This window comes from Polynucleobacter sp. AP-Jannik-300A-C4, assembly GCF_018688335.1.
In the GTDB taxonomy this organism is placed as follows: domain Bacteria; phylum Pseudomonadota; class Gammaproteobacteria; order Burkholderiales; family Burkholderiaceae; genus Polynucleobacter.
The window spans coordinates 1,737,845-1,761,456 of record NZ_CP061316.1 but is presented as its reverse complement, the minus strand read 5'-3'; the positions used below and the strand labels follow the sequence as shown (position 1 = coordinate 1,761,456).

Here is a 23,612-nt window from a genome sequence, read left to right as displayed (position 1 = left end):
TGATGACTAATTCTGATTGGAGCGTGTCGATTCCAAAATACGTGCCAAGGGCTTTAATTCAATATAGCGATTTGTGGTTGCAATCGCGTACTCGAGTACCAATGGAATATCTTTGAGATAGCCATCTTTACCATCGCGATGAAATAGCCTTGCAAAAATCCCCAAAATTTTGAGGTGTCGCTGCAAGCCCATCCACTCGAAGTCACGATAGAACTGACCAAAATCATCTGGCATTGGCAATCCTGCTTTGCGGCCAGCTTCCCAAAATTTAATGACCCAATCTATCACGCGTTCTTCGGGCCATGCAATGTATGCGTCACGCCAGAGGGAGGCAGCATCGTAAGTAATCGGGCCATAAACTGCATCTTGAAAATCGATAACACCGGGATTATTTTTTTCGGTCACCATCAGATTTCGTGAGTGATAGTCTCGATGAACGTAGACTTTTGATTGAGCAAGATTATTTTGAATAATGAGTTCGAATGCTTGCTTCATTTGAGAGATTTGAAGTTCAGTTAACTCCATCTGCAAATGCTTTTCTAAATACCACTTAGGAAATAAATCAAGCTCACGTTGTAGAAGTGCTTCATCATAGTTTGGCAGGACATCAGGTTTGCTCGCTAACTGCATCTGTACTAAAGCATGTGTCGCATCTTTGTATAGATGATCCGCTCTCTGAGAATTGAGCTCTGCAAGGAAAGTTTTAGTGCCAAGATCGTTGAGTAAAAGAAAGCCCTCGACGACATTTTTTTCTAGAATTTTCGGGACATTTAAACCGGCATTTTCAAGCAATAAATCGACCTTAATAAAGGCATCTAAGGGTTCATGTTGGGGTGGGGCATCCATCACGATCAAAGTCGGAAAATCCGGGTTTTTGGACTCAATCCGGAAATACCGTCGAAAGCTGGCATCTGCCGAGGCGGGGGCTAAAGTGGGGAGATCTAATTGCCAGCTAGGTTCAAGGCCTTTTAGCCAGTTACGGAGGGTGTCTAAGCGAGAGTCAGTCATGGTCGATTCGTATAATAGCGGGGTCTGGATCTATGAGTCATTATCGCCGTCGCGCTGGCCTTTGTGCCCCTCTTTTTTTATCTGTCACCCTACGCGTAATGATGGGGGTTGCATTGTCGCAATTTGCCCACTTAAGTATGGCTCAGGCACCTGCACCTTTACCTCCTTCATCACAGTCATTAGGTAGCTCTGCTAACTCCGTATTAATCCCCGATCGTGGCGATGTCACTGTCTTAAAGTTGGATGATCAATTACGGGTTGGTAAGCCTATCGCTGATGGTAATGCATTGACGTTTACTTCCAGTGATTCGATTGATGGAATTGTCGATCGTGAAATGCGCTTAAAGGGACGTGCGCAAATTCGACGTAACGGTGCAGTGATCAAAGCCGATGAAATTAAATATGATCCTGATTCTGATGTAGCTAACTTATTGGGCAATACTGAATTTTCAAAAGGTAATGCATCTTTCAAAGGACCAAAGGCGCGTTTTCGGGTAGATGCTCGTGATGGTGAAATGGAATCTCCGAATTACGAATTGCGTGATAACAGAGCAAGTGGCAATGCAAAAAAATTAACGATTGAAACTTCAGATGTATTTGTATTTGATAAAGCAACTTATACAACTTGCACCCCAGAAAACTTAGATTGGTATTTCACGGCTAGTACGCTTGAGATTGATAACGAGCAAAAAGAAATGGTTGGTACAAACGGTGTCATGCGATTCTTTGATGTTCCCATTGCTTATGTTCCGTACTTCACTGCACCAACATCAAATCAACGCCGTTCCGGAATTCTGGCTCCGGTAGCCGGTTATAACTCCAATAATGGTATCGATGTGACGACGCCCTACTACGTCAATATTGCGCCTAATCGTGACTTGCTATTGTTGCCTCGAGTAATGGGCCAACGTGGAGTGCAATTGGGCGCTAAGTATCAGTTTTTGGATAAGCAGTACTCTGGCAACTTAATGGGTGACTATCTGCCTTACGATCGCAAAACTGGCACGGATCGTTGGCGCTATGACTGGCAGCAAAGACAGAACTTTAGTGGTGATTTAGTGGGTATGGGTGGTGTCCCCATTGCTGGTGCTTGGACTGGTTATGCCAATGTGGCGCGGGTTTCAGATAACCTGTATCCGACCGACTTTTCACAAAGTATTGCCGGCGCAGTTACCAATCAATTTCGTCAAGAGGTTGGTACTACTAAGAACTTAACCGGAAGTTTAAGCAATTGGACGGTTGCCGCAAGAGCGATGACTTTCCAGACATTGCAGCCTGATCCAACGGTGACTGTGCAATCTCCCTACAATATTTTGCCGAATATCACTGCCACCTATAACAACCGTTTAACTCCAACGGTGGCTGACGCTAGCGGTAAATACATTACCTTGCCATCAGGCCCTGTAACAACGTTTTCAACTGACTACACCCGATTTGCTTACAACATTGGTGGAAACCTACAGGCAACTGCTCCAGGTGCATTTAGCCAAGCAGATCGAACAGTTATTAAAGGTGCAATGTCACTACCTCAGATTACACCCGGTTATTACATCACTCCTAAGGTCAGCTTTCAGTCGAATACTTATAATGCCACCCCATATAACCCTGTGGGAGCGCCAGCTGCACAAGGCTTTACCATACCCACATTCAGTCTTGATTCTGGTTTGGCGTTTGAAAGAGATGCCGCTGAATTAAAGGGCTTCTTTGGGCGCGATATGTTGCTCACCATGGAGCCAAGAGCGTTTTATGTTTATACCCCCTATGAAAGTCAGGCTCAAACTCCACTGTTTGATACGGCAGATGCGGGTTTTGGTGTTACCCAAATTTTTAGTGAAAATACATTTATTGGTAATGACCGTATTGCGGATAACAATAAGCTGACTGGTGGCTTAACTAGTCGGATGATTGAGGCTAATACTGGCGCAGAGCGAGCTAACGTAACCCTTGCACAGCGCCAAGCATTTTCGGGGCAGCGAGTTGGCCTTAATGGAAACATTGCCAATCCAACAACCTACTCCGATACCTTGGGCTCAGCGTCTGTGCGCCTGCTAGGTAACTTTAGTGCAGATATGTTTGGGCAGTACAACACCCAGTTAAATAAATTGGTTCAGACAACCGTTGGTGGAAGCTGGCGTCCTACGCCTGGTAGAAATTTGAATTTTGGGTATAGAAACGTTTGGAGCCCTCCAACACAGGCTTCAGTGCAAAATAATACGCTGGGCACACTAGCTCAGACGACTACTGATCAATACAATATATCTGGGCAGTGGCCTCTCACCCGAGAGGTTTCAGCATTGGGTCGATGGGGTTATGACGCGTTAACAACTAAAACGCTTAACACTTTAGTGGGTTTAGAGTGGATGCGCGATTGCTGGACCTTACGCGGTGCTTACTCTCAAATGCTCAATACCTCACAAATAACCACTACCCAGGTTTTATTCCAAATAGAATTTAGGGGATTTGGTAGCGCTGGTAGTAATCCAGTTGATATCATGAAGCTAAATGTTCCTGGATACATGCCTACTTCCAAGCCTATACCACCTTCAATATACGAGAACTATCAATGATGCGTAGGAATCGATTTAACCAAGCCCTTGCAGCCATGATTTTGGCTGGCACTGCTCTTATGACTCAGTTCGCGCTTGCACAAGATGGCTCAAAGACTGCGGCTGATAGCAAAATTCGTAATATTGATGGTGTTGCAGCGGTCGTAAATACAGGCTACGTGACGCGTAAAGAGATTGATGATCGCATTACGGCCTTACAAAAGCAGGGAACCAAACTTCCTGACGCAGCGACTTTACGTAAGACCGTGCTCGAGCGTCTGATTGTCGAAAAGATCCAACTGCAAAATGCTGAGCAAGAAGGTGTTGCAGTTAGCAACAAGGAACTCGACAAGATTATTGGTGATATAGCGGCTAAGAATAAATTAACAGTTGCTGAACTGAAGGTAAAAATTGCTGCGACTGGAAGCACCTATGATCGCTATCGTGAAATGTTGCGTGATGATGTAATCATTAGTCGCTATCGTGAGCGCGAGGTAGAAGGCAAGATTAAGATTTCTGATGCAGAGGTGGATAATTTCATTACTGACCGCAATCGTGAAGTAGCTGGAGGGGGAAGGGCGGCACGATCTACTCCAGCCGCTAAAGGTGAGCCAGAGGAAATCGATGTAGCTCAGATTTTTATTCCAGTAGATGCGAGTGCAGGTGCTGGTGCTCAGGCCGCAGCAAAGAAGCAAGCAGAATCTTTATTGCGAGAAGCGCGTGGTGATGTCGATTTTTTGCAGCTGGGTGCAATGGCTGCAAAAGACAATCCAAAAATTAAGTTTCAGGAATTAGGTTACCGTACACCAGATCGCTTGCCGCAATTATTTTATGAGGCTGTGAGAAATACAGGTAGCGGGCAACTTGCTAATGCAGTAGTAAGAAGCCCGGCTGGCTATCACGTACTCAAGGTTCTTGATCGTCGCGCCTTAGCTACTGGTGCTCCTGAGCCGCAGCAAGCTCCTCCCCAAGAAGGTACAACTACCCCACAAAACATTATGGTGACGCAGACCTTGTCTCGCCATATCTTATTGCGCAGTCGTGCTGGTTTAACGGATCAGGATGCTGAAAGACGCCTCGCCGGCTATCGAGACCAGGTTCGCGCAAAGACTGCTGATTTTGGCGAACTGGCTAAAAAGTATTCTGAAGATGGATCTGCTGCTAACGGTGGAAATCTGGGTTGGATGGGTCCTGGTGATTTAGTTCCTGAGTTTGATCAAGCTATGAACCGCTTGCAAATTGGTGAAGTCAGCAACCCAGTGAAGACCGAGTTCGGTTGGCATTTGATTCAGGTGCTCGAGCGTCGTGAAGCACAATTAACTCTGGAGAAGCAGCGTCAATTTGCCCGCGCAGCAATCCGTGAGCGTAAGTTCGAACAGGCTTATCAAGATTGGTTACGTGAATTACGCGACACCGCTACGGTGAAGATCATTAACGCAGATGATCCAGCAGCCAGCCCTCGTTAATTTAGTCATTAGTTCTGGAGAGCCCGCAGGGGTTGGTCCAGAGGTTTCTCTTGCAGCTGCTTTAGCCTTCTTGCAAGAGCAGCCCGCAAGTACGATTACTTTGCTTGCTGACCCCAGCTTGATTCCGGCGAGTAAGATTCCTCAAGAGTTATCGAACCGCCTGCAGGTGGAATCGATCGCCTTAGCTACCCCAGCAATTGCAGGTCAGCTCAATCCTAAAAATGCTCAGTATGTCCTGAATATTCTGGATGCCGCTGTTAAGGGATGTCTTGAAGGTCGTTTTGATGCGGTGGTAACTGCGCCTATACAAAAGAGTGTTATCAACGAGGGCAATGTTTCACGTGACGACTTATTTACTGGACATACTGAATATCTAGCTCAGCTTTGCTATCAAGAGCATGTTGTCATGATGTTATGCGCAACATTACCATCAGGTTTTTTAGGTTTGCAGAAAAGTCGCGACCTCCGAGTGGCTTTAGTTACAACCCATTTACCTTTGAGAGAAGTTCCCGGAGCGTTAAATCAACAGTATCTTTTAGAAACGATTCAGATTGTCGATCAGGACTTGCAGACAAAATTTGGCATTGCTAAGCCTGTGATTCGGGTGGCGGGACTAAATCCTCATGCAGGTGAATCAGGCTACCTTGGTCGTGAAGAAATTGATGTCATTGAACCTGCTATCAAAGCTGCTAAAGATCTAGGTATTCAGGTGAGTGGGCCTTATCCTGGTGATACGATGTTTGATGCCAAAGCCTTGGATAGTGTGGATGCATTCATTGCGATGTATCACGATCAGGGTCTCGCACCATTTAAGTTTGTGAGCTTTGGTGGTGGAGTGAATGTCACCTTAGGCTTGCCGATTATCCGGACTTCAGTAGATCATGGTACAGCTCTAGACCTTGCTGGTAAGGGTTTAGCTGACTCAGGTAGCATATTGGAGGCTTTGCGACTTGCCTATCAATTGGCAGTAAATATCAAGAAAAGAATCTAAAGACATGACGCATCGCGCTCGTAAACGATTTGGCCAAAATTTTCTGCAGGATTCTGGAATAATTTATTCCATTATTGCTGCAATCAATCCCAGCGAAAATATGCATGTTATTGAGATCGGCCCCGGTCTTGGCGCACTCACAAGACCTTTGTTAAATAACCTAGATCATTTAGACCTTCTAGAAATTGACCGAGACTTGGTCGCGTACTGGAAGCAAGAGAATCTCAAGGGTCTCAATATCATCGAGGGAGATGCACTTAAGTTTGACTTCCTCGAATGGGCAAAAGCGCGTCCAGCTAATAGTGGCCTGTGTAAGGTAGTTGGTAACTTGCCCTACAACATTTCCTCGCCATTACTCTTTCATCTTGTTTCTGCTGCCCATGCGATTGATGAGCAGGTATTCATGCTCCAAGCTGAAGTGGTTGAGCGCATGGTCTCTAAGGCTGGCGGTTCTGAATTTAGCCGGCTATCTGTCATGCTGCAAGCTCGCTACGATATGGAGCAAGTTTTAGAAGTCCCGCCCGAAGCTTTCGACCCACAACCTAAAGTGAATTCAGCAGTCGTGCGCATGATTCCGCGACGCGACTTCAACTTAAGTGATGCGCAGTGGCATGCCTTGGAAAAGGTCGTGGCCGCAGCGTTTTCTCAGAGAAGAAAAATGCTACGCACCAACCTATCGGCTTTTGCTGATCGACTCTCTTTATCTGAATCTGAATTGAAAGCGCGTGCTCAGGATATTCCGGTGGAGCGCTATATTGAGTGGGCTAAAACTTTAGCCCACTAAGTTTCTAGCTTTGCTGGTAAGCGCTAGGATCAATCACGCGCATTTCAGCCTCAATCCATTTCTCAACTTCTTGATGCAGTTGTCCGCCCGTTTTTCCGACGGAGGTGATGGCAGGTCCGATTGAGAAGATGACTGTTCCAGGTTGCTTTAGAAAGCTATTCTTGGGCCAGCATCGACCTGCATTATGAGCAATGGGTATAACCAGTGCCTCAGTAGCACTCGCCAGTCTTGCGCCACCTTTGCTATATGGCTGGTGGGATCCGGTCGGTGTTCTAGTGCCCTCTGGAAATAACAAAATCCATTTGCCTTCACTCAAACGTTTTTTACCCTGACCAACAACGGAGAGGGCGGCAGTTTCTTTGCTATTGCGATTAATGTGAATCATCTTGAGCAAAGCCAAGGCCCAACCAAAGAAAGGAATCCAAAGCAACTCTCTTTTGAAAACAAAGCAGACTTGCTTAGGAAGCTTGGCAATATAAAAAATGGTTTCGTAGGCAGACTGATGTTTGCTCAATACAACAACCGGTTTATCCAAAACCGCCATCATGTTTTCCATGCCGCGAATTTCGTAACGAATGCCACAGAGGGGTTGCAAAATCCAGATCACGACCTTATTCCACAGACCTATAAAGCGATAGCGATTTTCAGGATTCAGGATAGGAAAAACGAGAATGCAGAGCACTGACCAGATCGGCGTAAATATCAGCAAGAAGAGCGTAAATAGGGCTGAGCGAATAAAAATCATGTTTCTATTAAACCTTATCTAGCAGGAGTGCGGTCGCAAATGCCATCAAATCTGCATGAATCTGTGTCCCCTCAGGGAGGCCACCCTTTTCCAAAGTTTTATTACCTTTGCCGGTTAAGACTAAATGCGGGCTAGCACCTAAGGCGATGCCCGCTAGAAGGTCGCGCAAGGAATCGCCAACAATTGGTACCCCCAATAAAGGACTGTTACTATGATTTTTTTTATAACGCAATGCAATTTCTTTCATCATTCCCGGCAAAGGCTTGCGGCAATCGCATGCATTGGCATCGGTATGGGGGCAGAAAAAAATACTATCGATGTGACCACCTAAAGGCTTGAGCAACTTGTCCATCTTGGCATGCATGGCATGGAGATCGTTAATATTAAAGTAGCCTCGTGCCAAACCAGACTGGTTCGTCGCCACAGCAATTTGATAGCCAGCTTGATTGAGTAGTGCAATTGCCTCAAGGCTGCCAGGCAGTGGAACCCACTCATCGCTCGACTTCACATAATCATCCCGATCTTCATTGATCACGCCATCGCGATCCAGAATGATGAGTTTAGAAGAGCTGATGCTCATGCTAATTTGCCGAGATCGGCAATGAGATTCATTTTCTGGTGAAGTTGTTGCAGGAGAGCCAAGCGGTTATCACGCAGCTCTGGATTTGGATCCATCACCATCACATCGGCAAAGAATTGATCAATCGGGGCGCTGAGAGCTACGAGTGCTTTCAAGAGATCTACGAACTGACGCTGCTCATAGGCGGTACTCAGTGTTGGGGTGAGTTTCTCAAGCGCCTGATGGAGAGCGATTTCAGCAGGAACTTGTAAGAGATTGCCGGAACAAGCCGCCGGTATAGCAGTTACATTCTTTTTGAGAATATTGCTGATGCGTTTATTGGCAGCTGCTAACTGAGCAGCTTCCGCTAAGGCATTAAATTCACGCAATGCAGATAAGCGATCAATTAAATCATTGAGTTGAGCGGGTGACTGACTTAATACAGCATCAATCTCTTCGGTCGTGAATGGCTTGCCTGCAACCGCTTGGTCGCGTAAGTAAGCGCGCAGACGATCAATGATGAAGGCGTAAATATCTTCACCCTTAGCTTTTTCTTGAACATCTTTTTGTGGAAATTGTTTACGAGCCAGTTCAATTAATTCAGGCAGGCTAAGGCTCAGGTTCTTCTCTAGCAAAAGACGGCAAATACCTAAAGCGTGCCGACGCAAGGCATATGGGTCCTTGTCACCTGTCGGTGCAAGACCAACACCCCAAATGCCGACCAATGTCTCTAGCTTGTCTGCAATAGCGAGAATGGTGCCGATTTGAGTCTGTGGAAGCGCATCTCCAGCAAAGCGGGGCATGTAGTGTTCGCTGCAAGCGGACGCGACTTCGGCATCTTCGCCATCATGCGTTGCATAGTAGCGACCCATGATGCCTTGAAGCTCTGGGAACTCGCCAACCATATCGGTTAGTAAATCGGTTTTAGCAATTTCAGCGGCGCGACTTGCTAAGGCCTCATTAGCTGATAAGGCTTTGGCAATACCTACTGCAATTCCTTGAACGCGCTTAGTGCGATCCAATTGATTGCCAAGCTGATTGTGATAAACCACTTTTCCAAGATCAGCTACACGGGATGCTAACGGGCGCTTTTGATCTTGTTGGAAGAAAAAGCGCGCATCGGATAGGCGCGGGCGCACTACACGTTCGTTACCAGAAATAATCGCTTCTGGCTTATCAGTCTCGATATTAGAAACAATGAGGAAGCGATTGCGTAACTTGCCTTGCTTATCAGTCAATGCAAAGTATTTTTGATTGGTCTGCATCGTCAGAATCAAGCACTCTTGAGGAACCTCCAAGAACTCCTGATCAAAATGACATTCATAAATTGCTGGCCACTCAACCAAAGCGGTTACTTCATCCAATAGGCTATCTGGCATCAGCACTAAATCAGTACCAGCAGCTTTTAATAATGCAGATTCGATAAATGCACGACGCTTATCAAAGCTTGGCAATACTTTGGCATTAGTGCTGAGATCGGATTCATACTGATCTGCGGAGGCGATCGTAATATGACCTGGAGCTAAAAAGCGATGACCTTCAGTTTGATTGGCTGCATCAATTCCTAGTGCGCTGATATTAAGGACTTGTTTGCCATGCAAGGCAATAATGCGGTGTGCAGGTCGAGCAAACTCAACGTCAGCTAATTCACCATTTTTTTGTAGCACTTGATAGTGCATCATTTTTGCGATGGGTAATTTACTGAGTGTTTGCTCAAGCGCTTGTTGAGCGGTTTGTTCTAGTGCTGCCCCTTTAGCGACGACATTGAGATATAGCGCTTCATTTTTTCCTTCACCTGATTTTTCCAGGGTGGAGAGATGGATATCAGCGTAACCCAAAGAGGCTAATTTCTTTTGTAGGGGCGCAGTAGCTTTGCCTTCAGCATCAAAAGCAATGCTGGTTGGCAGTAATTTTTCGCGTACTGGATAGTCTGGCGCTTGGCTCAAGACATTCGTAACTTGAACAGCAAGGCGGCGCGGTGTAGCGAAGCCAGTAGCAACAGAATTTTCACTTAAGAGGCCAGCGGACTTCAGTGTGGAATAAATACCATCACTGAAGGCGTCACCTAAGCGTCGTAATGATTTTGGTGGCAACTCTTCTGTAAATACTTCAATCAGAAGATTGTCTGATTGAGAGAGGGAATTCGGTGTACTCATAATTAGATCGAGCTGATTAGGCTTTGGATTGACGTTGGCACATCGGGAAACCTAACTTCTCACGGGACTCAAAGTAAGCCTGCGCTACTGCACGAGATAGGTTACGGATGCGTCCGATATAAGCAGCACGCTCAGTCACTGAAATAGCGCCGCGCGCATCCAGTAAGTTAAAGGTGTGTCCAGCCTTGAGTACCATTTCGTAAGCGGGTAAGGCTAAGGGTACTTCCATCAAACGCTTGGCTTCACTCTCGTAATTGGTGAAGTTTGTAAACAAGAGGTCGGTATTCGAGTGCTCGAAGTTGTAGCAAGATTGCTCCACTTCATTCTGGTGATACACGTCGCCATAAGAGATGCCGTCGGCCCAAACGAGGTCATATACGTTGGAGCAATTTTGGATGTACATCGCTAAGCGCTCAATGCCATAGGTGATTTCGCCTAAAACAGGTTTGCAATCAATACCACCTACTTGCTGGAAATAAGTGAACTGAGTTACTTCCATGCCGTTAAGCCAAACTTCCCATCCTAAGCCCCAGGCACCCAAGGTTGGGTTTTCCCAATCGTCCTCAACAAAGCGAACATCGTTTTTTTGAAGATCAAGACCTAAAGCAGCAAGCGAGCCTAAGTAGAGCTCAAGAATATTTTCTGGTGCAGGTTTCAGCACTACCTGGTACTGGTAGTAGTGCTGCAAACGGTTTGGATTTTCTCCGTAGCGACCATCTTTTGGTCTGCGTGAAGGTTGGACGTAAGCCGCTTTCCATGGCTCAGGGCCAATGGCCCTCAAGAAAGTAGCTGTATGAGATGTACCGGCACCGACCTCAAGGTCAATAGGTTGCAATAGGGCGCAACCTTGTTGGTCCCAGTAATCTTGGAGTTTGAGAATGATTTGCTGAAAAGTAAGCATGATTTACCTGGCTAAGCCTTTGATTTTACATGGCTAAGCAGGTGAACCATGAAATCGCGATTAGTTTCGTTTATGGCGAATCAGACCTAGGATGAGCAAGAGGCAAGAAAGGCTCAAAATGGGGGCATTTCCCCAAATGACATAAGGGGTTTTGCCAGAGTAGGCTTGAATCTTCAGGCTGAGCGCGCCTTGGGTAAATTCGCCAAGCTGAGATAGCACTTTCCCGTCTGGGCCAAGGGCTGCCGTAATGCCGGTATTTGTGGCTCGCAGCGCTGGGAGGCCAGTCTCCAGGGAGCGTAACTGGGATAGTCTTAATTGCTGCGCTGGTGCTTGAGAGTCCCCAAACCAAGCTAGATTAGTCATATTGATCAACAGGTTAACGGGTTTACTGCTCTGATCAATTCGGGATGCTAGCTCCCCGCCAAATACGTCCTCATAGCAAATCGTGATGGCCGCATGAATTGATTCCTTGCCGGAACGAATGATGCTGAAGGGGGCTTGATCTAATGTGCCGCGTGCAAAGTCGCTCATAGGAACATGGAAAGCATTCACAAACCAATGAAAGCCGGGCGGAATAAATTCACCAAAGGGTACCAAGTGGGATTTGTCATATTGATAGCTTGGAGCATTAGGAGAGAGTCCAAGAGCCCGATTGGTGTACTTCGGATTACTAGAGCCAGCCACCTCTCCAATCAAACCAAGCAAAATATTGCTGGAGGTATTGGTAGAAAATTGTTGGAGCGAGCCCAATAATCCTGCAGGTAGATTACTTTGTAGCCAAGGGTATGCGGTCTCTGGAGTAATGATGAGGTCGGCTGCCTGACTTTCGATGGCATTGGTATAAAAGCTAAACTGGTCTTCAATGGATTTGGGGTTGAACTTGAGGCTTTGCTCAAAATTACCTTGAATTAAACGAACGCTCAGTGGCTCGCCAACTGGGTTTGTGAAGGTCCAGAAGCTGGCGAGTTGTGCAAGTGCAATCGTAGAAATAATGCAAGCACTGCTAAAGAACATATTTTTCTTTAACTGACTGATTTCCCAAGAGACCCACACCACTAAAAATGTGCAGGCTAGGCCGCCCAAGAGTGGCGCAACTGGCGCGAAGGGGCCGTTAAATTGCGCTTCAGCAAGCCCCATCCAAGGAAAGCCTGTAAATATCACGCCACGAAAATACTCAACGCAGACCCAGCTTGCTGCTAGAAGCAAGCCAGTGATACGAGAGCGTTTAAAGATGACTAGCGAGAGGGTGCCGACTGAAAAATAGATGGCCAAAAAGGCAGATAAGAGCAGGACGGCAAACCCAGAAAGAGCTGCATGCATACCACCGACATCATGCAGGCTAATGTAGATCCACCATAAGCCCAGAACAAAGTAGCCTAGACCAAAAGACATTCCGGAGATAAATTGATTTTTAATGGACGATCTTGCTTGCTGACTCATCCTCCACCAAATCAAGCTGAGAATGGGGATTTGTATCCAGCCACCATAAGTGAGCTCAGCAGCAGCGGCTAGCAAGGCTCCCAGAAAAAATAGCAGCAACACATTGATGCCATTACTAAACCTGGTTGATTGCTGATCAATCAAATTAATTCTCAGGGAAGTTTTTTAGGAAGTTGTCGCGCGAGCAGAATATGGATCTGTCTTGGGTCAGCGCGCTGAACCTCAAACTCTATTCCGTCGATCTCAATCAGTTCGCCCATCTTTGGTACTCGACCAAGATGTTGAATGACTAAGCCGGCAATAGTTTCAATATCTTCATCGTGAAATTGAGTGCCTAGAGCCTCATTAAATTGTTCTAGCTCTGTAATGCCTTTAACTCGAATATCGCCATTATCTAAAGAGATCAGGTTATCTGCCTCTTCATCAATATCATGCTCATCTTCAATATCACCAACAATTTGCTCGAGCACATCTTCAATTGTGATCACACCAGCTACGCCGCTGTATTCATCTACAACAATAGCCAGGTGATTACGGTTGTCTTTGAAGTCGCGCAGCAAAACACTTAAACGTTTAGATTCTGGAATGAAAACTGCGGGGCGGAGCCAATCGCGTACTTGAAAATCTTTTTCAGAAGAGTGGCGCAATAAGTCTTTTGCAAGCAAGGTGCCAATGACATTGTCGCGACTACCTTCGAATACGGGGAAGCGTGAGTGGGCTGCAGTAATTACACTCTGGATAATTTCAGGCAGAGATTGGTTGATGTCAATCCAATCAATCTGAGCTCTAGGAATCAAAATATCGCGAGCGCACAGTTGCCCCACTTGGAATACGCCTTCGATCATGGAGAGGGCATCCGCATCAATCAAGCCCTCGGACTGTGCTTCTCTGAGGGTCTCAATAAGTTCTTGGCGACGTTCTGCTGGGCTGGTTGGCTGTGGCGTTAAAAAATCGGCCAAGCGTTCTAAAAGGGATTTATTGGGGTCAGGCATGTAATAAGAATATCGTAAAAATATGTAAATTCAGTGAACGAGGTGTTGAGGATGCTTTAAATGGGTGCGTAAGGGTTTGTGAAACCCAGGGATTTGAGAATGGCGATTTCTTTGCTTTCCATTTTTCTTGCTTCAGCATTGCTCTCATGGTCAAGTCCTTGGGCATGCAAGCATCCATGAACAATGAGGTGAGCTAAGTGAGTCTTAGTAGTTTTAGCTTGCTCCTTTGCCTCTTTTTGAATTACGGGAAGGCAAAAAATAATATCAGCAGTCAATGTCTTTTTAGTTAGCTCATATGGAAAGGTGAGTACATTGGTTGCGTAATCTTTGTTCCGAAAAGCAAAATTCAACTTTTTACCCTCAGCAGCATTGACGAAGCGCAAGGTGATAAGACCGCTCAGGTGGGTGCTAGATTTCACCCATTTTTTAATTGCTGCTAAAGAGGCAATCGTCAGCACTTTATCTTCAATGGGAGCACTAGCAAATTGAATATCAATTTCCAATTTTGAGGAAGTCGCTTGCTTGACTGCCATCTTAATGGGTATGGGTTGAAGCGAGTTCGCTAATAAGCTCACCTCGGAGAGTGTAATTGAGTACTTCGGTAATGCGTATGTCTACCATTTCACCTAGGAGGGATTCAATATCTTCATTTGGTGCAGCAAAATGAATCACGCGATTGTTAGCAGCGCGACCTTGTAGATTTACACCATCTTTTGCTAGGCCTTCAACGAGTACTCGCTCAGTATTGCCCAACATGTTTTTACTAATTTGATTTGCTTGTAACTCCACTAGGGCAAGCAATGTTTGTAGTCGCTTGAGTTTGACCTCATAAGGCGTGTCATCACTCAGGTTGGCAGCAGGTGTCCCGGGACGTGCGCTGAAAATAAAGCAAAAGCTGTTATCAAAATTAAGCTCTTCCACCATCTTCAAGAGCTTTGCAAAATCCTCATCGGTCTCGCCTGGAAAGCCCACAATGAAGTCGCTAGAGAGTGTCAAGTCGGGCCTCACTGCGCGCATCTTACGAATAATGCTTTTGTATTCTAGAGCGGTATAGCTACGTTTCATGGCGGATAAAACCGAGTCGGATGCGTGTTGTACCGGAAGATGCAAATGACTCACCAACTTGGGAACTTTGGCATAGACATCAATTAAGCGCTGGGTAAATTCTTTGGGATGACTGGTGGTAAAGCGAATTCTTTCGACACCTGGAATCTCTGCAACGTATTCAATCAAGAGTGCAAAGTCTGCGATTTCTTCCGTATCACCCATTTTGCCCAAATAGGCATTGACGTTTTGACCGAGTAAAACAATTTCTTTTACGCCTTGCGCAGCTAGGCCTGCTATTTCAGTTAATACATCATCAAACGGACGCGATACTTCTTCGCCACGAGTGTAAGGAACTACGCAATAGCTGCAATACTTTGAGCAGCCTTCCATGATGGAGACGTAAGCAGAGCCACGAGTTTGGCGCGAGGCAGGTAGGTGGTCAAACTTTTCTATCTCCGGGAAAGAAATATCTACCTGAGATCTACCGGTTTCGCGACGTTGAGCGATCAGATCAGATAGGCGATGTAATGTTTGCGGACCAAAGACGACATCAACATAAGGCGCCCTGCTAATAATTTGTTGACCTTCTTGACTGGCGACGCAACCTCCAACACCAATTAATAAATCGGGTTTGGTTTTTTTGAGTTCACGCAAGCGACCTAAATCAGAAAATACTTTATCTTCTGCTTTTTCACGAATAGAGCAGGTGTTCAGTAGAACGACATCCGCATCTTCAGGCGTGTCAGTCATGACCATGCCCGCATCGGCATGCAAGAGGTCGGCCATCTTGCCCGAGTCATACTCGTTCATCTGACAGCCGAAGGTTTTGATATAGAGCTTTTTCATATGCCGTTCTCAGGTTTATAACTGGGGGCCAAGCTCAAATTTTACAAAAAACAAATTACAGCAAGCGCAGAGCCAAAATAGCAACAATCGTTGGAGGCAATGCGCCTAGGAAGAGATACAGTGCAGAAACTGCGCCATTCGGGAAGTGACTGCGCAAGATCGCCAAACCAGCTGGATTCGGTGCGTTAGCAATAACGGTTAAGCCGCCACCAGCCACCGCGCCACCTACCAAAGCTAATTTGAATTCATCCGAGGTACCTGTGACTAGGGATCCCAGGTAGGTCAATGCTGCATTGTCTGTAATTGCAGTAAGCGCGGTTGCTCCGTAGAAGACTGCTGTTGGACTCATTTTCTCGAGCAGTGGCTGCAGCCACCAACCTTGTAGGGCACCTAAGACTACCAAGCCAGCAAGGAAGAATCCAACCAATAAGGCCTCACGCAAAATCAACGGGCTTTGATGTTTTGGATAAGCAGTGGTGTAGCCAATAAAGAATAACAAGAGCCACATGAAAATAACTGGGTCATGTGCGAAGTAAACAATGCCTGCTAAAAACAGCAAATGAACTGAAGTAACGGTGAACGGAATTTTTTCAGGAATCTTTTTCTCTTCTGGTTCAACGAGCTGGCGGTGGAACAACAGTGTCAGGATTAGTGAGTTGATAAAGATCGCCGCACTACATGCTAGGCCAAAGTTAAAGAACATGAAACTGCTTGACCAACCCCAGGTAGAAGCTACCATCAGTACGGGCGGCGCAGCAAAATTGGTCAACGTACCGCCAATCGAGACGTTGACGAAAAGTACCCCTAAAGTTCCAAAGAGTAAGGGGGTAGAGCATTTATGTTTGTATACCAAATCACGCAATAAGAAGGCTGCAAGAGTCATCGCTGCTGGCTCAGTAATAAATGAACCCAGCAATGGTGTTAAGAACAAGGTGAGGAAGTACAACATGGGGGCTTCACGAGTTCGTAAGGCCACATGTAAAAACTTACCCAAGCTATAAAGAAGGTGGGTTGCAAAAGTCAGGATAGGCTTGCTACCGGCAGCCACCATGATGGCGAATACAAAAAGCGGCTCTGTGAAATTACGCTTGCTTGCGTATTCTCTGGCGCTATCAAGGCCAGTCGTAAAACCGATATAAATTAGCAGTACTGCTGCCCAGAAACCAAAGACAATTTCTACTTCGCCAAGTAGGTGCCATAAGCCCGAATGCAGACGAGAATTTTTGGCTAGAGTTTCAAAATAGGAAGTACTAAAGGTGTGCAGTACTGCTATCGCAAAAATAATACTGGCACCGAGTTCTGTAGGGGTAAAGTTCATGGGAAGATATTATCAGACTGTAGTTTTAACTAATTCGATTTTTGTTTGACTGCCATTAATCACTATCTATACAGGGGTAAATATGAGTTTAATTCTGGGTTATGAGGATTTAATCGCCAATGCGATGGCTCAGATTGAAACGGTGCCCTTGGATCAGGCCAAAACCCTGCTTGATGATGAAAATACTGTTTTTGTCGACATTCGGGATGTTCGGGAATTAGAGCGAGAAGGCATGATTCCCGGTGCTTTTCATGCTCCTCGGGGGATGCTGGAGTTTTGGGTGGACCCTAAAAGTCCCTATTTCAAGCCGATTTTTGGTGAGGGTAAGCGTTTAGTGCTTTATTGCGCCTCGGCTTGGAGGTCCTCCTTGGCCACCGAAACTCTTCAAAAAATGGGAGTTCCCCGTGTTTGCCACTTAGAGGGCGGTTTTAGCGCCTGGAAAAAGGCGGGACTTACTGTGGCTGAAAAGCACCCAAAACCCCATTCCGCCTAGTCCACCCCATTTTGAGCCTTGAAATGCTGGATTTTGACCCCATCTAGGGTCAATCTAGTTGATTGGTATTCATTAAGGGGGTAGCTACATGACTGTTGCTAGTAAAGAGACTTTGGGCTTTCAGGCCGAAGTAAAGCAATTATTGCAGTTGATGATTCATTCCTTGTACTCCAATAAGGAAATTTTTCTTCGTGAGTTAATTTCTAATGCGTCTGATGCTTCAGACAAGCTCCGCTTTGAGGGGATTGAGCATCCAGATTGGTATGGTGATGACCCTGATTTAAAGATTAAGGTCAGTTTTGATAAGGCGGCTAGAACCGTCACCATTTCTGATAATGGTATTGGCATGAGTCGAGATGAGGTGATTGCCAATCTAGGAACGATCGCTCGTTCCGGAACAAAAGAGTTTTTCTCAAAACTCTCCGGTGATCAGCAAAAAGATGCAGCCTTGATTGGTCAGTTTGGTGTTGGTTTTTATTCAGCATTTATTGTTGCTGATCGCATTACTGTAGAAACTCGTCGAGCTGGTTTACCAGCAGCTGACGGTGTGCGTTGGGAGTCTGATGGCTCCGGTGAATTCACTGTAGAAAGTATCGATCGCCCACAACGTGGCACATCCATCACAATGCATTTGCGCGAAGGCGAAGATGACTTCCTTTCTACACATAAGCTGAAGTCAATTATTCGCAAATATTCCGATCACATCTCGCTACCTATTCAGATGAATAAAGAAGAGTGGGATGCAGATAAAAAAGAGCAGGTAATCAAGGATGAGCTTGAGAGTATTAATCAGTCCAGTGCTTTATGGGCGCGCTCCAAATCAGAAATTACCGAAGAGCAGTACAACGAGTTCTACAAGCATCTATCCCATGATTATGAAAACCCACTCTGCTATTCATTAAATCGGGTAGAGGGTCGCAGCGAATTTACACAACTGTTATATGTTCCAGCGCGAGCGCCATTTGATTTATGGGATCGAAATAAACGTGGTGGGATCAAGTTGTATGTAAAGCGAGTATTCATCATGGATGATGCTGAGCAACTGATGCCTATGTATCTACGTTTTGTCACTGGTGTGATTGACTCAACAGATTTGCCATTGAATGTCTCTCGTGAAATTCTGCAAGAGTCGCGTGATGTGAAGGTTATTCGGGAGAGTTCAACTAAGCGTGTGCTGAGCATGCTGGAAGAGCTAGCTAATAGCGATGATGAGGCCAAAAAAGAAAAGTACCGCACTTTCTGGGCGCAGTTTGGACAAGTGCTGAAAGAGGGTGTTGGCGAAGATCAAGTGAACCAAGAGCGTATTTTGAAACTCTTACGTTTTGCAAGCACGCACTCTGACTCAGTTGATCAAACAGTTTCATTAGCAGACTACATATCCAGAATGAAAGAAGGTCAGGACAAAATTTATTACGTCACTGGCGATTCATTTAACGCTGCCAAGAACAGCCCCCACTTAGAAATCTTCCGCAAGAAGGGCGTTGAAGTTTTGCTGCTTTCTGACCGTGTGGATGAATGGATGCTTTCTTTCTTTACAGAGTTTGATAGCAAGCAAATGACTTCAGTGGCTAAGGGCGGACTTGATCTGGGTAATCTTAGTGATGAGAATGAAAAGAAAGAGCATGAAGAAACTGAAAAGAATTTCAAGGACTTGCTCGATCGAATGAAAGCTGCCTTGGAAGACAAGGTCAAGGATGTGCGTGTCACTTTCCGCTTGACTGACTCTCCAGCATGTTTAGTTTCTGATGAGAATGAGCTCTCCGGTAATTTATTACGGATGCTCAAGGCTGCAGGCCAGCAAGCGCCAGATACAAAACCTATTCTCGAAATCAATCCTGAGCATCCTTTGCTCCTCAAGTTGAAATCAGATGACCAACATTTTGATGAGTGGACGCAGGTCTTGTTTGATCAAGCGCTCTTGGCAGAAGGTGGTCAATTAAATGATCCTGCTGCTTATGTAAAACGGATTAATCAATTGCTGTTAAGTTAAGTCTGTAACTGAGGCTTTAAAAGAAAAACCCGACTTGCGAATAACAAGTCGGGTTTTTTATTAACCACTCTAAATCTACAGCACTACCAATACGAATGATGTCGGATTAGTTTGGTGCTTTAGCCGGTTGATTATTTTTGCCAGCGTTGTAACCAGAGTTGTATTCAGATGCTTGCTCTTTTTTGTAGGCATCGTATACATAGCCAGATGCTGCACCAACTGCAGCGCCACCAACTGCACCCCAAATTGGGTTGCCGTGAAAAATAGCTGTACCAACTGCACCTGCAGCTGCGCCGATACTAGCGCCAGATAAGGTACGTTGTTCTGTGTTGCTCATATTTGAGCAACCTGCGATTGCTAGGGTTGCAGCAGTAATAGCGATAATTTTTTTCATATCAACTGTTCCTTATGTCTATAGATTAAATATGCTGAGTAGCTTGGATTATTTTTTGGCGCAAGGAAAGCGTGATGCCAAGAAGCCCAAGAAAACGCCAGCTGCCGGTTTGTCTGCAGCCTGTTGGTTAGCATCAGCAAATTTTACAAACTCACCAATAACCTCATCACGGGCTGGAGCTGGTTGCTTAACGCAAATGTAAGGCTTGGCACGTTGTGGGTGACGTGTTGCTAAGTAAGTGTCATAAATAGCTGTTGTGTAACCAATGCAAAAGCTACGGGATTCTGGGCTGGCTGGTAATTTGCAGACCTTTGCCAGTTCTTGCGTACTCAGAACAGGAATTTTTTCCTGTGCTTGTGCCAAGCCAGAAAAAGCAGCCAAAATAGCCAAAATTGATAAAACTTTTTTCATGGGTTCTCCCTCGGGTGTATATATTTTGATCATAAACCATATTGCTACGCATAAATTGCACTAAATGAGTGCAATTCCAGAAAAATGTGCCCTATATATTCCCCATAATGATGCACAAAATATCAGGGAGGTACTTCAATGGAAGTCTTGAAATCAGGCAGTGATGTCCTATTTATATTGCTCGGCGCCATTATGGTTTTGGCAATGCACGCGGGGTTTGCTTTTTTAGAGCTCGGTACAGTTCGCAAAAAGAACCAAGTCAATGCTTTAGTCAAAATCTTGGTCGACTTTGCTGTTTCGACCATCGCTTATTTCTTTATTGGTTACAGCATCGCTTATGGCGTGAACTTTTTCTCAGGGGCAGAATTATTAGCCGAGAAAAATGGCTATGAGTTAGTTAAATTCTTTTTCTTATTGACCTTTGCTGCTGCAATTCCAGCCATTATTTCTGGTGGTATTGCAGAGCGGGCGAAATTTAATCCGCAATTAATTGCAACCTTTCTCTTGGTAGGCTTTGTCTATCCATTCTTTGAGGGCATTGCATGGAATCAGCATTACGGCATTCAGGCTTGGATTAAGGGGTTGACTGGCGAAGAGTTCCATGACTTTGCGGGCTCTATCGTGGTCCATGCAGTAGGAGGATGGATTGCGTTGCCGGCAATTATTTTGCTGGGTGCGCGTCGTGGACGTTACACCAAAGAAGGTCATATTGCTGCACACCCACCCTCAAGCATTCCTTTCTTGGCTTTGGGCGCTTGGATTTTGGCGGTAGGTTGGTTTGGCTTTAACGTGATGAGTGCGCAGACCATTGATAAGGTCAGCGGCTTGGTAGCGATGAACTCTTTGATGGCAATGGTTGGCGGTACTTTGGCTGCATGGGTGATTGGTCGTAATGATCCTGGCTTTACCTACAACGGCCCCCTAGCTGGTTTAGTAGCAGTCTGCGCTGGATCAGACTTAATGCATCCATTGGGCGCATTAGTCGTGGGCTTAATTGCTGGCGGTCTATTTGTCTATATGTTTACCTTGGTGCAAAACCGCTGGAAGATTGACGATGTATTGGGCGTTTGGCCATTACACGGTTTGTGTGGTTTGTGGGGCGGTTTAGCGGCTGGTATTTTTGGAAGTAAGGCGCTTGGTGGGATGGGTGGCGTTAGCTTCTTAGGACAGTTCATTGGTAGCTTCCTGGGTGTGGCAATTGCTTTGGTAGGGGGTATTGTGGTTTACGGCCTCTTGAAAGCATTCTTGGGTATCCGTATGTCACATGAAGAAGAATATGACGGTGCTGATTTGAGTATTCATCGTATTTCTTCTACGCCGGATCGAGAGCCTAACTGGTAGGCTTTCATAAATATAGCCATTACCTATAATGGGTCATGGCTATATTTGAACTAGACGGAAATGCCCCCCAGTTAGCTGAGGGGGCTTGGGTTGCCGAGAGCGCTGAAGTAATCGGCATGGTTGAGCTCCAAAAAAATGCGAGCGTTTGGCCTCAGGTAGTGGTACGCGGGGACAACGACCATATTCAGATTGGTGAGGGTAGTAATGTGCAGGATGCTTCTGTCTTGCATACTGACCCAGGCTATCCCTTAGTCATTGGCAAACACGTGACTGTTGGTCACAAAGTGATGCTGCATGGTTGTCAGATTGGTGACGGCAGTTTGATTGGTATTGGCGCAGTTATTTTGAATGGCGCCAAAATTGGTAAGAACTGTCTTGTGGGTGCAGGCGCTTTAATCACCGAGGGAAAAGAGTTTCCAGATGGTTCGATGATTTTGGGCACGCCCGCAAAAGTGGTGAAGTCACTCAGTCCAGAGCAAATTGCAGGCATTAACGATATCGCAGGACGCTATGTACAAAATGCTCTGCGTTATCAAGCGACACTACGCAAGATTGCGTAATTAAGACTTTTCCCGTGATCTACGTATTTAACGTTCTCTTCCCCGTATTTGCACTCATCTCATTGGGCTACTTAAGTGGCAAAAGTGGTAAGTTGGGCGCCAATGCATCTATTGAGCTCAATCGATTTGTTATCTGGCTTGCGTTACCCGCGCAGCTCTTTAACTTCGCAGCGAATAGTGGCTGGGAGAGGCTCTGGCAGCCTGGATTTATTGCTGCCTTTTTAATTAGCGCCTTGATTGTTTTTGTTCTCGCACTCAGCTTCTATTGGTATCAAGGGCGCGACTTGGCAGCAGCAAGCTTTGCTGGTTTGAGTGCCTCTTATTCGAATACTGGTTACATGGGTATTCCGTTATGTCTACTAGCGCTTGGTCAAGATGGTCTAGCCCCCGCCATCATTGCTACTTTCCTGGTGTTTATTCTGTTTGCATTGGCGACGATTCTGATTGAGATCGACATGTTGTCGCATAAAAAGTCCCATGAAATAGTTTTTAGTGTGCTGAAATCTTTAGCCTCTAATCCGCTCTTGGTATCACCTGTATTAGGTCTAGCATGGGCTGCTTCTGGTTGGGTGATTTACGATCCATTGGCGCAAGTGCTTTCATTTTTGGCGGCAGCAGCAACTCCTTGCGCATTGGTATCAATCGGATTATTTCTAATTCGTAAAGATGAAAATGCTTCGAGCAAAGTTTGGGGTATTAGCTTTGGCAAGCTGATTATTCAGCCAATCATTGCCTGGTTAATTGCTGGCCCTCTTTTGGAATTGCCTACGCTATGGGTCAATGCTGCGGTGATCTTAGCGGCCATGCCAACTGGCACAGGACCATACATGCTGGCTCAGTACTACATGGCAGATGGCAGAGTGATTTCTCGTGTAGTGCTTGTTACTACTGTTGGATCACTACTGACCCTCTCGCTATTCCTTTGGTGGAATAGAGGGGTTTAATCCCTCCGCATCAATTTGTTTTTCCCAGGCTGCATCAATGAAAGCCGGTAGGGTCATACATTCATCAAATATCTTCATAAGTGTGGGGTAGGTTTTCATATCCAACTTAGCACTGAGCGCATTAAAGATTTGCGGGACAAGGCAAGCATCAATCAAGCCCGGTTGATCTCCAAAAGAAAAGCGACCTACTCTAGAATCTGAACTTAATTGTTTCTCCAGGTTCTCTAAACCCAGCATCATCCAATGCCGACTCCAGATATCTTTGTTCTCAGCGCTAACACCTAAGTTTTTCATTAAGTAGCGCAGTACTCTCAAATTGCCAATAGGATGAACATCGATAGCGATATCCATTGCTAAAGCGCGCACCCAAGCCCGATCGATTAAATGCTTAGGGAGTAGTGGCGGGTTGGGATGCGTTTCTTCAAGATACTCAATGATTGCTAGCGATTGATGAATGGCATGATCACCTTCAATTAAAAGAGGCACTAGGCGAGTAGGATTTTTAGCGGTGTATTCAGCGCTAGTGTGTTCGCCACCATTCTTGAGAAGATGAATTGGAATGATTTGATGATCGACCCCTTTTAAATTGAGGGCAATGCGCACTCTAAAAGCTGCTGAGCTACGCCAAAAACTATAAAGTTGGGTTTTCATAAGAATTTCCTGTGATCGTAAGTCTCAGT

General features: G+C 45.7%; 22 protein-coding genes. 9 read left to right on the top strand and 13 right to left on the bottom strand.

All coding sequences use genetic code 11. The features are described 5' to 3' along the window. Window positions 1-6 precede the first annotated feature (6 nt). Window positions 7-1,008 carry an aminoglycoside phosphotransferase family protein gene (locus FD975_RS09150; protein WP_215302085.1) on the bottom strand — a complete coding sequence of 334 codons (1,002 nt, stop codon included), beginning with the start codon at window positions 1,006-1,008 and terminating at the stop codon, window positions 7-9. A gap of 32 nt (window positions 1,009-1,040) precedes the next feature. On the opposite strand from FD975_RS09150, the gene FD975_RS09145 reads away from it, so the two are divergent. Genes FD975_RS09145 through rsmA form a run of 4 tightly spaced genes read left to right on the top strand, consistent with a single transcriptional unit; the run spans window position 1,041 to window position 6,795 of the window. Continuing rightward, the gene (locus tag FD975_RS09145; RefSeq protein WP_215302084.1) at window positions 1,041-3,575 is read left to right on the top strand and encodes an LPS-assembly protein LptD; all 2,535 of its coding nucleotides are present in this window, start codon (window positions 1,041-1,043) and stop codon (window positions 3,573-3,575) included. Next, complete coding sequence (locus tag FD975_RS09140; protein ID WP_215302080.1) at window positions 3,572-5,020, top strand: peptidylprolyl isomerase; 1,449 nt, start codon at window positions 3,572-3,574, stop codon at window positions 5,018-5,020. Before FD975_RS09145 ends, FD975_RS09140 begins: the two co-directional genes overlap by 4 nt. Further along, complete coding sequence (pdxA, locus tag FD975_RS09135; RefSeq protein ID WP_215302079.1) at window positions 4,995-6,011, top strand: 4-hydroxythreonine-4-phosphate dehydrogenase PdxA; 1,017 nt, start codon at window positions 4,995-4,997, stop codon at window positions 6,009-6,011. Before FD975_RS09140 ends, pdxA begins: the two co-directional genes overlap by 26 nt. A gap of 4 nt (window positions 6,012-6,015) precedes the next feature. Then, complete coding sequence (gene rsmA, locus FD975_RS09130) at window positions 6,016-6,795, top strand: 16S rRNA (adenine(1518)-N(6)/adenine(1519)-N(6))-dimethyltransferase RsmA (protein WP_215302078.1); 780 nt, start codon at window positions 6,016-6,018, stop codon at window positions 6,793-6,795. 4 nt (window positions 6,796-6,799) lie between these two features. On the opposite strand, the gene FD975_RS09125 is transcribed toward rsmA, so the two are convergent. From FD975_RS09125 to FD975_RS09085, 9 genes are read right to left on the bottom strand one after another with little or no spacing between them, the layout of a single operon-like run. Beyond that, window positions 6,800-7,540, bottom strand: a complete 741-nt coding sequence (locus FD975_RS09125; protein ID WP_215302077.1) for a 1-acyl-sn-glycerol-3-phosphate acyltransferase — start codon at window positions 7,538-7,540, stop codon at window positions 6,800-6,802. 7 nt (window positions 7,541-7,547) lie between these two features. Then, window positions 7,548-8,120: a D-glycero-beta-D-manno-heptose 1,7-bisphosphate 7-phosphatase gene (gmhB, locus tag FD975_RS09120; protein ID WP_215302076.1), complete on the bottom strand. Its 573-nt coding sequence runs from the start codon at window positions 8,118-8,120 to the stop codon at window positions 7,548-7,550. Further along, a complete protein-coding gene (gene glyS / locus FD975_RS09115) occupies window positions 8,117-10,255 on the bottom strand; it encodes a glycine--tRNA ligase subunit beta (RefSeq protein WP_215302075.1) in 2,139 nt (712 codons plus the stop codon). The genes gmhB and glyS overlap by 4 nt, the downstream gene beginning before the upstream one ends. Window positions 10,256-10,271: 16 nt before the next feature. Beyond that, window positions 10,272-11,156, bottom strand: coding sequence for a glycine--tRNA ligase subunit alpha (gene glyQ / locus FD975_RS09110; RefSeq protein ID WP_215302074.1), 885 nt, complete (start codon window positions 11,154-11,156; stop codon window positions 10,272-10,274). Between the two features lie 60 nt (window positions 11,157-11,216). Further along, window positions 11,217-12,740: an apolipoprotein N-acyltransferase gene (gene lnt / locus FD975_RS09105; protein ID WP_251371188.1), complete on the bottom strand. Its 1,524-nt coding sequence runs from the start codon at window positions 12,738-12,740 to the stop codon at window positions 11,217-11,219. Window positions 12,741-12,748: 8 nt separating this feature from the next. Continuing rightward, window positions 12,749-13,588, bottom strand: coding sequence for an HlyC/CorC family transporter (locus FD975_RS09100; RefSeq protein WP_215302073.1), 840 nt, complete (start codon window positions 13,586-13,588; stop codon window positions 12,749-12,751). A gap of 56 nt (window positions 13,589-13,644) precedes the next feature. Further along, window positions 13,645-14,121, bottom strand: a complete 477-nt coding sequence (ybeY, locus tag FD975_RS09095) for an rRNA maturation RNase YbeY (RefSeq protein ID WP_215302072.1) — start codon at window positions 14,119-14,121, stop codon at window positions 13,645-13,647. 1 nt (window position 14,122) lies between these two features. Continuing rightward, window positions 14,123-15,481 carry a tRNA (N6-isopentenyl adenosine(37)-C2)-methylthiotransferase MiaB gene (gene miaB / locus FD975_RS09090; protein WP_215302065.1) on the bottom strand — a complete coding sequence of 453 codons (1,359 nt, stop codon included), beginning with the start codon at window positions 15,479-15,481 and terminating at the stop codon, window positions 14,123-14,125. A gap of 55 nt (window positions 15,482-15,536) precedes the next feature. Further along, on the bottom strand, window positions 15,537-16,799 hold the full coding sequence (locus FD975_RS09085; RefSeq protein ID WP_215302063.1) for a putative Na+/H+ antiporter: 1,263 nt from the start codon (window positions 16,797-16,799) through the stop codon (window positions 15,537-15,539). Window positions 16,800-16,881: 82 nt separating this feature from the next. Here FD975_RS09085 and FD975_RS09080 point away from each other — a divergent pair, with 82 nt between their 5' ends. Further along, a complete protein-coding gene (locus FD975_RS09080; protein WP_215302061.1) occupies window positions 16,882-17,292 on the top strand; it encodes a rhodanese-like domain-containing protein in 411 nt (136 codons plus the stop codon). A gap of 88 nt (window positions 17,293-17,380) precedes the next feature. Continuing rightward, window positions 17,381-19,282, top strand: a complete 1,902-nt coding sequence (gene htpG, locus FD975_RS09075; RefSeq protein ID WP_215302059.1) for a molecular chaperone HtpG — start codon at window positions 17,381-17,383, stop codon at window positions 19,280-19,282. 106 nt (window positions 19,283-19,388) lie between these two features. Here htpG and FD975_RS09070 read toward each other — a convergent pair whose 3' ends face one another. Beyond that, complete coding sequence (locus tag FD975_RS09070; RefSeq protein ID WP_215302058.1) at window positions 19,389-19,676, bottom strand: glycine zipper domain-containing protein; 288 nt, start codon at window positions 19,674-19,676, stop codon at window positions 19,389-19,391. A 48-nt stretch (window positions 19,677-19,724) separates the two neighbouring features. Continuing rightward, window positions 19,725-20,087 carry a Rap1a/Tai family immunity protein gene (locus tag FD975_RS09065; RefSeq protein WP_215302056.1) on the bottom strand — a complete coding sequence of 121 codons (363 nt, stop codon included), beginning with the start codon at window positions 20,085-20,087 and terminating at the stop codon, window positions 19,725-19,727. Between the two features lie 138 nt (window positions 20,088-20,225). Here FD975_RS09065 and FD975_RS09060 point away from each other — a divergent pair, with 138 nt between their 5' ends. The 3 genes from FD975_RS09060 to FD975_RS09050 are packed head-to-tail and all read left to right on the top strand — an operon-like array spanning window position 20,226 to window position 22,932. After that, window positions 20,226-21,428, top strand: a complete 1,203-nt coding sequence (locus tag FD975_RS09060; protein WP_215302054.1) for an ammonium transporter — start codon at window positions 20,226-20,228, stop codon at window positions 21,426-21,428. A gap of 35 nt (window positions 21,429-21,463) precedes the next feature. After that, window positions 21,464-21,988 (top strand): gamma carbonic anhydrase family protein, encoded by a 525-nt coding sequence (locus FD975_RS09055; protein WP_215302052.1) that lies wholly within the window; start codon window positions 21,464-21,466, stop codon window positions 21,986-21,988. A 14-nt stretch (window positions 21,989-22,002) separates the two neighbouring features. Then, on the top strand, window positions 22,003-22,932 hold the full coding sequence (locus FD975_RS09050; RefSeq protein WP_215302050.1) for an AEC family transporter: 930 nt from the start codon (window positions 22,003-22,005) through the stop codon (window positions 22,930-22,932). Here FD975_RS09050 and maiA read toward each other — a convergent pair. Beyond that, window positions 22,903-23,583, bottom strand: coding sequence for a maleylacetoacetate isomerase (maiA, locus tag FD975_RS09045; protein ID WP_215302048.1), 681 nt, complete (start codon window positions 23,581-23,583; stop codon window positions 22,903-22,905). The two genes, FD975_RS09050 and maiA, sit on opposite strands and share 30 nt — an antisense overlap. Window positions 23,584-23,612: the final 29 nt, after the last annotated feature.